7 protein-coding genes are annotated in these 7,003 nt (G+C 57.7%); 3 read left to right on the forward strand and 4 right to left on the reverse strand.

Features of this window, described 5'->3' with window-relative positions:
• Window positions 1-68 precede the first annotated feature (68 nt).
• The 4 genes from thyA to rppH all read right to left on the reverse strand — a co-directional run bounded on the left by thyA (window position 69) and on the right by rppH (window position 4,780).
• Window positions 69-863, reverse strand: a complete 795-nt coding sequence (gene thyA / locus HMPREF9538_RS31710) for a thymidylate synthase (RefSeq protein WP_002915933.1) — start codon at window positions 861-863, stop codon at window positions 69-71.
• Window positions 864-869: 6 nt separating this feature from the next.
• Window positions 870-1,745 (reverse strand): prolipoprotein diacylglyceryl transferase, encoded by an 876-nt coding sequence (gene lgt, locus HMPREF9538_RS31715; RefSeq protein ID WP_002915934.1) that lies wholly within the window; start codon window positions 1,743-1,745, stop codon window positions 870-872.
• Window positions 1,746-1,990: 245 nt separating this feature from the next.
• Window positions 1,991-4,237 carry a phosphoenolpyruvate--protein phosphotransferase gene (gene ptsP, locus HMPREF9538_RS08745; protein WP_009485676.1) on the reverse strand — a complete coding sequence of 749 codons (2,247 nt, stop codon included), beginning with the start codon at window positions 4,235-4,237 and terminating at the stop codon, window positions 1,991-1,993.
• 12 nt (window positions 4,238-4,249) lie between these two features.
• Window positions 4,250-4,780, reverse strand: a complete 531-nt coding sequence (rppH, locus tag HMPREF9538_RS08740; protein WP_002915936.1) for an RNA pyrophosphohydrolase — start codon at window positions 4,778-4,780, stop codon at window positions 4,250-4,252.
• Window positions 4,781-5,233: 453 nt separating this feature from the next.
• On the opposite strand from rppH, the gene HMPREF9538_RS32375 reads away from it, so the two are divergent.
• From HMPREF9538_RS32375 to HMPREF9538_RS08730, 3 genes are all read left to right on the forward strand, one after another.
• Window positions 5,234-5,377: a hypothetical protein gene (locus tag HMPREF9538_RS32375; RefSeq protein ID WP_004218186.1), complete on the forward strand. Its 144-nt coding sequence runs from the start codon at window positions 5,234-5,236 to the stop codon at window positions 5,375-5,377.
• Window positions 5,378-5,462: 85 nt separating this feature from the next.
• Window positions 5,463-6,158, forward strand: a complete 696-nt coding sequence (gene mutH, locus HMPREF9538_RS08735) for a DNA mismatch repair endonuclease MutH (protein WP_004143967.1) — start codon at window positions 5,463-5,465, stop codon at window positions 6,156-6,158.
• Between the two features lie 63 nt (window positions 6,159-6,221).
• Window positions 6,222-6,935, forward strand: coding sequence for a TerC family protein (locus HMPREF9538_RS08730; protein ID WP_002915973.1), 714 nt, complete (start codon window positions 6,222-6,224; stop codon window positions 6,933-6,935).
• Window positions 6,936-7,003: the final 68 nt, after the last annotated feature.

Consider the following 7,003-nt stretch of genomic DNA (forward strand, 5'->3'; position numbering starts at 1 on the left):
GGGGGGGAAAAAAAAAAAAAAAACCCCCCGGGCCCGGGGGCCGCGGGTTAGTCATCTCTGCTAGGGGGTTAAATCGCCACCGGCGCTTTAATGCCCGGGTGCGGATCGTAACCTTCAATCTCGAAGTCTTCAAAGCGGTAGTCGAAGATCGACGCCGGCTTGCGTTTGATGACCAGCTTCGGCAGCGGACGCGGTTCGCGGCTTAGCTGCAGGTTGGTCTGCTCAAGATGGTTGCTGTACAGATGGGTGTCTCCGCCGGTCCAGACGAAATCACCGACCTGCAGATCGCACTGCTGCGCCACCATATGCACCAGCAGCGCGTAGCTGGCGATATTGAACGGCAGGCCGAGGAACACATCGCAGGAACGCTGATACAGCTGGCAGGAGAGCTTGCCGTCGGCGACGTAGAACTGGAAGAAGGCGTGGCACGGCGCCAGCGCCATTTTATCCAGCTCGCCGACGTTCCATGCCGAGACGATGATCCGGCGGGAGTCCGGGTCGTTTTTCAGCTGGTTCATCACCGTGCTGATCTGGTCGATATGGCGGCCGTCCGGCGCAGGCCAGGAACGCCACTGTTTGCCGTAGACCGGCCCCAGGTCGCCATTCTCATCCGCCCACTCGTCCCAGATGGTGACGTTGTTCTCGTGCAGATAGGCGATGTTGGTGTCGCCCTGCAGGAACCACAGCAGTTCATGGATGATGGAGCGTAAATGACAGCGCTTGGTGGTCACCAGCGGGAAGCCTTCCTGCAGGTTAAAACGCATCTGATGGCCGAAAATGGAGATCGTGCCAGTGCCGGTGCGGTCATTTTTTGGCGTGCCCTCGGTGAGCACTTTCTGCATCAAATCAAGATACTGTTTCATGGTTCCTCAAGAATTCTGTTGCTGCGGACGGTGGCGGTAAGCCCAAACCATCATAATGATACCCGCAAGCACCATCGGGATCGAAAGAATCTGCCCCATGCTGATGTACTGCACCCAGCCGCCGGTGAACTGGGCGTCGGGCTGGCGGAAGAATTCCACGATGATGCGGAACAGGCCGTAGCCAATCAGGAACAGACCGGAAACGGAGCCGGTCGGGCGCGGTTTACGGATAAACAGGTTGAGGATCAGGAACAGTACCACGCCTTCCAGCGCCAGCTCGTACAGCTGCGACGCGTGACGCGGCAGCGCGCCGTAGGTATCGAACAGCGATTGCCATTCCGGATGCGTCGGCAGCAGCGCCAGGTCTTCGGCACGGGAGCCCGGGAAAATCATCGTGTAGTGGAAGCTCGGGTCTACGCGGCCCCACAGCTCGCCGTTGATAAAGTTGCCCAGACGCCCGGCGCCAAGACCAAACGGGATCAGCGGCGCGATAAAATCGGAGACCTGGAAGAAGGTGCGTTTGGTGCGTCTGGCGAAGATAATCATCACCAGGATCACGCCGATCAGGCCGCCGTGGAACGACATGCCGCCGTCCCAGACGCGGAACAGATACAGCGGATCGGCAAGAAATACCGGCAGGTTGTAAAACAGCACGTAGCCGATACGACCGCCCAGGAAGACGCCGAGGAAGCCCGCGTAGAGCAGGTTTTCCACTTCATTTTTCGTCCAGCCGCTGCCCGGACGATTCGCCCGACGGGTGGCCAGCCACATCGCAAAGACAAAGCCCACCAGGTACATCAAACCGTACCAGTGGAGGGAGACCGGGCCTAGAGAAAAAATGACCGGATCGAACTCCGGAAAATGCAGGTAGCCACTATTCATCTGTCACCATAAAGACTTGTTATTCCGCCGAAAGTGGACAGCGGTGATGATCCATACCCGAACAAAACGGGCACGCCGAAGGAGGCGAATCATAGCATAAGCCACAAGAGCGATCCGCGCCGAACGTGTAAAAGATATGTATACGGATGCTAACAGAATGCCGTTTTCCCGGCAGTACCCTACTTTGCCGGAGGGTGCGAGCAGAGGATCCCCGGGTTACGGCTTACGCCTCACCCGGGCTGGCGCTACCGCCCGCCGCGGATCAGGCCGCCGAGACCGCGACGCTCCATAAAGGCCGCCACCTGATGGCGCACCTCGGCGGTCATCTGCGCATCGAGGCTGCGACGCGACAGCTCCTGCGCCTCTTCGATATCAATGCGGCGCAGCAGATACTTCACCCTCGCCACCGAGCGGCCGTTCATCGACAGATGGCGGTAACCGAGGCCGATAAGGATCGTCACGCACATCGGGTCGCCCGCCATCTCGCCGCACAGGCGCAGATCGATGCCAAAGCGCTCCGCGTCATGGGCGATCATCGCCAGCGCCCGCAATACCGCAGGATGCAGGCTGTCATACATGCTGGCGACCCGGGTATTGTTGCGGTCGACGGCCAGCAGGTACTGGGTCAGGTCGTTCGTCCCTACCGAGATAAAATCGATCCGGCTGGCCAGCTGCGGCAGCATAAAGACCATCGACGGGACCTCCAGCATCACCCCCAGGCGCGGACGTGGGATGGCGTAGCCGATCATCTCTTCCACTTCCCGGCTGGCGCGATCGATCAGCCGACGGGCCTCATCCACCTCCTCCAGACTGGTCACCATCGGCAGCAAAATGCTGAGGTTGCCGGTGGCGGCGTTGGCGCGCAGCATCGCCCGCACCTGGATCAAAAAGATCTCCGGCTGATCGAGGGTGATGCGGATCCCGCGCCAGCCGAGGCACGGGTTCTCTTCGCTGATCGGCATATACGGCAGCTGTTTATCCGCGCCGATGTCCAGGGTACGCAGGGTCACCGGTTTGCTGTTAAACATCTGCAGCATGCCCTGATACTGGGCGACCTGCTCCTCTTCTGAGGGGAAGCCGCTCTGCAGCATAAAGGGAATTTCGGTGCGGTAGAGGCCAATGCCGTCAACAAAGCTGCCGAGCTTCTCTTCGTGCTCCGGGCTTAAGCCGGCGTTGAGCATGACTTTCACCCGCTCGCCGCTTTTCAGCTCCGACGCGCGCTGGAGATCGTCCTCCGCCAGGCGGCTGAGTTCGTTCTCTTCGCTGATAAGGCGCTGATACTCCTGCAACAGGACAGGTTCAGGATCCACCAGCAGTTCACCGCGATAGCCATCGACAATCAGCGTATGGCCATGCAGCAGCGAGGGCTGAATATCGGCGCCCATCACCGTTGGGATGCCGAGGGCCCGCACCATAATAGCGGCATGGGAGTTGGCGGCGCCATCGCGCACCACCACGCCGGCCAGGCGATCCTGCGGCACTTCGGCGAGGGTGGTGGCCGACAGCTCGTCCGCCACGAGGATAATGCGCGCCGGCCAGGTGTTGGGCCCCTGAATACTGTCGTCGAGATGGAACAGCAGACGCTGGCCCAGGGTACGCAGATCGCCGGCCCGCTCTTTCAAATAGCCGTCGCTCAGCGCGGCAAACTGTTCGGCGAACTTCTCAATGATCTTTTTGACGGCCCACTCGGCGACGGCGCCTTTGTCAACTTCGGCAAACAGCTCGCGACGCAGGCGGGCGTCAGAGAGCAGGTGCGAGTAGAGATCGAAGATCGCCGCCGTCTCTTTTTGCGCCCCGGCGGCGTAGCGTTTGCTGTAGCGACGAAACTCGTTGGCCGCCTCTTCCAGCGCACCGGTCAGGCGTTCGCGTTCCGAGGCGGTGTCCAGCGTCGAGGCTTCATACACCTGCTCCATCAGCGGCAGGCTGACGTCCATCCAGCCCTCGGCGATCGCCACCCCGGAAGAGGCCGGCAGAGCGCGAATGCGCGTTTGACGATACTGGCCGAACAGGGCGTTCAGCTGGGACTGGGAGAGGATCGCCGCCATCTGGGGGGCGGGGGGGACGAGGGAAGACTCTTCGCTTTCATCAAACTGACGCAGCTCGCGCTGCTGGACCACCAGCACGCCCAGCAGCTGGCGGCGCTGAATGATCGGCACGCCAAGGAAGGCGCGGAAGCGGTCCTCTTTGACGGCGGGGATATATTTGAAGCTGGGGTGTTTTTGCGCATCGGCGAGGTTGATGGGTTCCGCCAGGCGGCCAACCAGCCCCACCAGGCCTTCATCGAACGCCAGCGCAACGGTGCGCCCGCGAGGTTTTTTTAACCCGCGGGTGGCCATCAGGTAATAGCAGCGTCGGTCATTGTCAGCCAGGTAAACCGAGCAGACTTCCGTCTCCATCGCCTGGCAGACATCCGTCACCAGAATATCCAGCGCCTCGTTTAAACGCGGCGCGCTCGCGACCTTCTCGACTATTTCTCGCAACCGAGTGAGCATAATGTGCGTGGCTTAACCTCTTTTACGTCGATAAGCAGGCGCGTTTTGCGGCTTAGGTGCGCTCTCCGCCAGCGACATGGTCACGCTGGCGAACTCTTTCATCACCCGGCGGTAGACGTCGCGCTTAAACGACACCACCTGGCGAACCGGGTACCAGTAACTCACCCAGCGCCAACCATCAAATTCAGGTGTACTGCTGGTTTGCATATTGATGTCCGCATCATTGCCGATCAACTGCAAAAGAAACCACTTTTGTTTCTGGCCGATACAAACCGGCTTTGTGTCCCAACGCACCAAACGTTTAGGCAACTTGTAACGCAGCCAGTTACGGGTTGAGGCCAGGATCCGCACATCTTTACGGCTTAACCCGACCTCTTCAAACAATTCCCGATACATCGCCTGCTCTGCGGATTCTCCTGGATTAATGCCCCCTTGCGGGAACTGCCACGAGTGCTGACCATAGCGCCGGGCCCACATCACCTGGCCCTGACGATTACAGATTACAATACCGACATTTGGGCGGTAGCCATCGTCATCAATCACCGGACTACCTCAAGATAAGCTTCAATGTGAATGATTGTTTCACACTCGCCGGAAACGGTAAACCACTCTGTTCGCACACTGAGAACGGATAACATTTGAATAACTCACAGTAATTGCCAGAGTTATAAACAATGAAAGCGCGTGACAGCCGATTTTATTCACTTTTTCTGTGGATAGAGTTGTGAAGAAGTACGGAATTAACCCGGGAAAACCCAGAGTAATCCGAACATCGCATCGCTAGCATCTGAAAATAATAGTATCATATTCATAAAGTTAGAATATATTCCTTTCACACATTACAGCATAACGTGACGATCATCACACATGCGATCCGCCGACTGATGAAAGATCGAGCAATGTCGATTTTATCCACAGATTACGCGCAGGCCACCGGCAGATTTTCTCTAAAAATTCGATTTTCGTCGCACGTCAAGGCTGTAAATCGAACCAGTAGTGAGTCTTTTCCCCAGTTATCCCACTTTTCTGTGGATAACATGGTGTAAGATCCTGTTTATTGTCAGTGACCAGTTCTGGAAAACCCGTTTACACCGTTTTCATAAGCCGCATGATGAGTTTAAAAAGCCATATAAATCATGAGATTGGTATAGTTACTCAGAAAACGGTAAACTCTATCCACAACGCGCAAAATTAGCGCTCACTTTTTAACCAAAGGTATTACCCTATGCCCGCTATCGCTCCGCTCGCCTCACCGCCGCAAAGTCAGGAACAGCTGCTGGCCCAGGCCCGCCAGCTGGCCGGCTATTCGCTGGGCGAGCTGGCGGCGCTGGCGGGGATCCCCATTCCGCGCGATCTGAAGCGCGATAAAGGCTGGACGGGCATTCTGCTGGAGCTGTGGCTGGGCGCCAGCGCAGGCAGTAAACCCGAGCAGGATTTCGCCGCGCTGGGGGTCGAGCTCAAAACGATCCCCATCGACAGCCGGGGACGCCCGCTGGAGACCACCTTCGTCTGCGTCGCCCCGTTAACCGGCAATAGCGGCGTCACCTGGGAGAGCAGCCATGTACGGCATAAGCTGCAGCGCGTCCTGTGGATCCCGGTGGAGGGTGAACGCACCATCCCGCTGGCGGCGCGGCGCGTCGGCGCACCGCTGCTGTGGAGCCCGGACGAAGACGAGGAGCGCCAGCTGCGCATGGACTGGGAAGAGCTGATGGATCTCATTGTTCTCGGTGAGGTCGAGCGCATTACCGCCCGCCACGGCGAGGTGCTGCAGTTAAGACCGAAAGCCGCCAACAGCAAGGCGCTGACCGAAGCCATCGGCGCCCGCGGGGAGACAATCCTCACGCTGCCGCGCGGTTTCTATCTGAAAAAGAATTTTACCGCCGCTCTGCTTGCCCGCCATTTCTTGTTACAACACGATTAATTTTTTGTTCTGCGTTGGGGGTTGCATATAATTGCTGCTTTCTATTTTGCAGGACTTTGAACAATGTTATTTGCATGGATAACCGATCCTAACGCCTGGCTGGCGCTGGGCACATTGACGTTGCTGGAGATCGTGCTCGGGATCGACAATATTATTTTCCTCTCTCTGGTCGTGGCTAAGCTCCCCACCGCCCAGCGCGCCCATGCGCGCCGGATCGGTTTGATGGGCGCGATGGTCATGCGTCTGGCGCTGCTGGCCTCAATCGCCTGGGTCGTTAAGCTTACCAACCCGCTCTTTACCGTTTTCGGTCAGGAGATCTCGTTTCGCGATCTGATCTTGCTACTCGGCGGGCTGTTCCTTATCTGGAAAGCCAGTAAAGAGATCCATGAATCTATCGAAGGTGAAGAGGAGGGGCTGAAGACCAACGTCCACTCCTTCCTCGGCGCCATCGTGCAGATCATGCTGCTGGATATCATCTTTAGCCTCGATTCCGTCATCACCGCCGTCGGCCTGTCGGATCATCTGTTCATCATGATGGCGGCGGTGGTGATCGCGGTGGGGGTGATGATGTTCGCCGCGCGACCTATCGGCGATTTTGTTGACCGCCATCCTTCGGTGAAAATGCTGGCGCTGTCGTTTCTGATCCTCGTCGGCTTTACCCTGATGCTGGAAAGCTTCGACGTCCATGTGCCGAAGGGATACATCTATTTCGCCATGTTCTTCTCTATCGCGGTGGAGAGCCTTAACCTGCTGCGTAATAAGAAAAACCCGCTGTAAACCACAAAATTGCAGCCCGGGCCCCAGCGGCCACCCCCTTTTTTATTTTTTTTTTTTTTTTTTTTTTT

The organism is Klebsiella sp. MS 92-3, assembly GCF_000195655.1.
In the GTDB taxonomy this organism is placed as follows: Bacteria; Pseudomonadota; Gammaproteobacteria; order Enterobacterales; family Enterobacteriaceae; genus Klebsiella; species Klebsiella pneumoniae.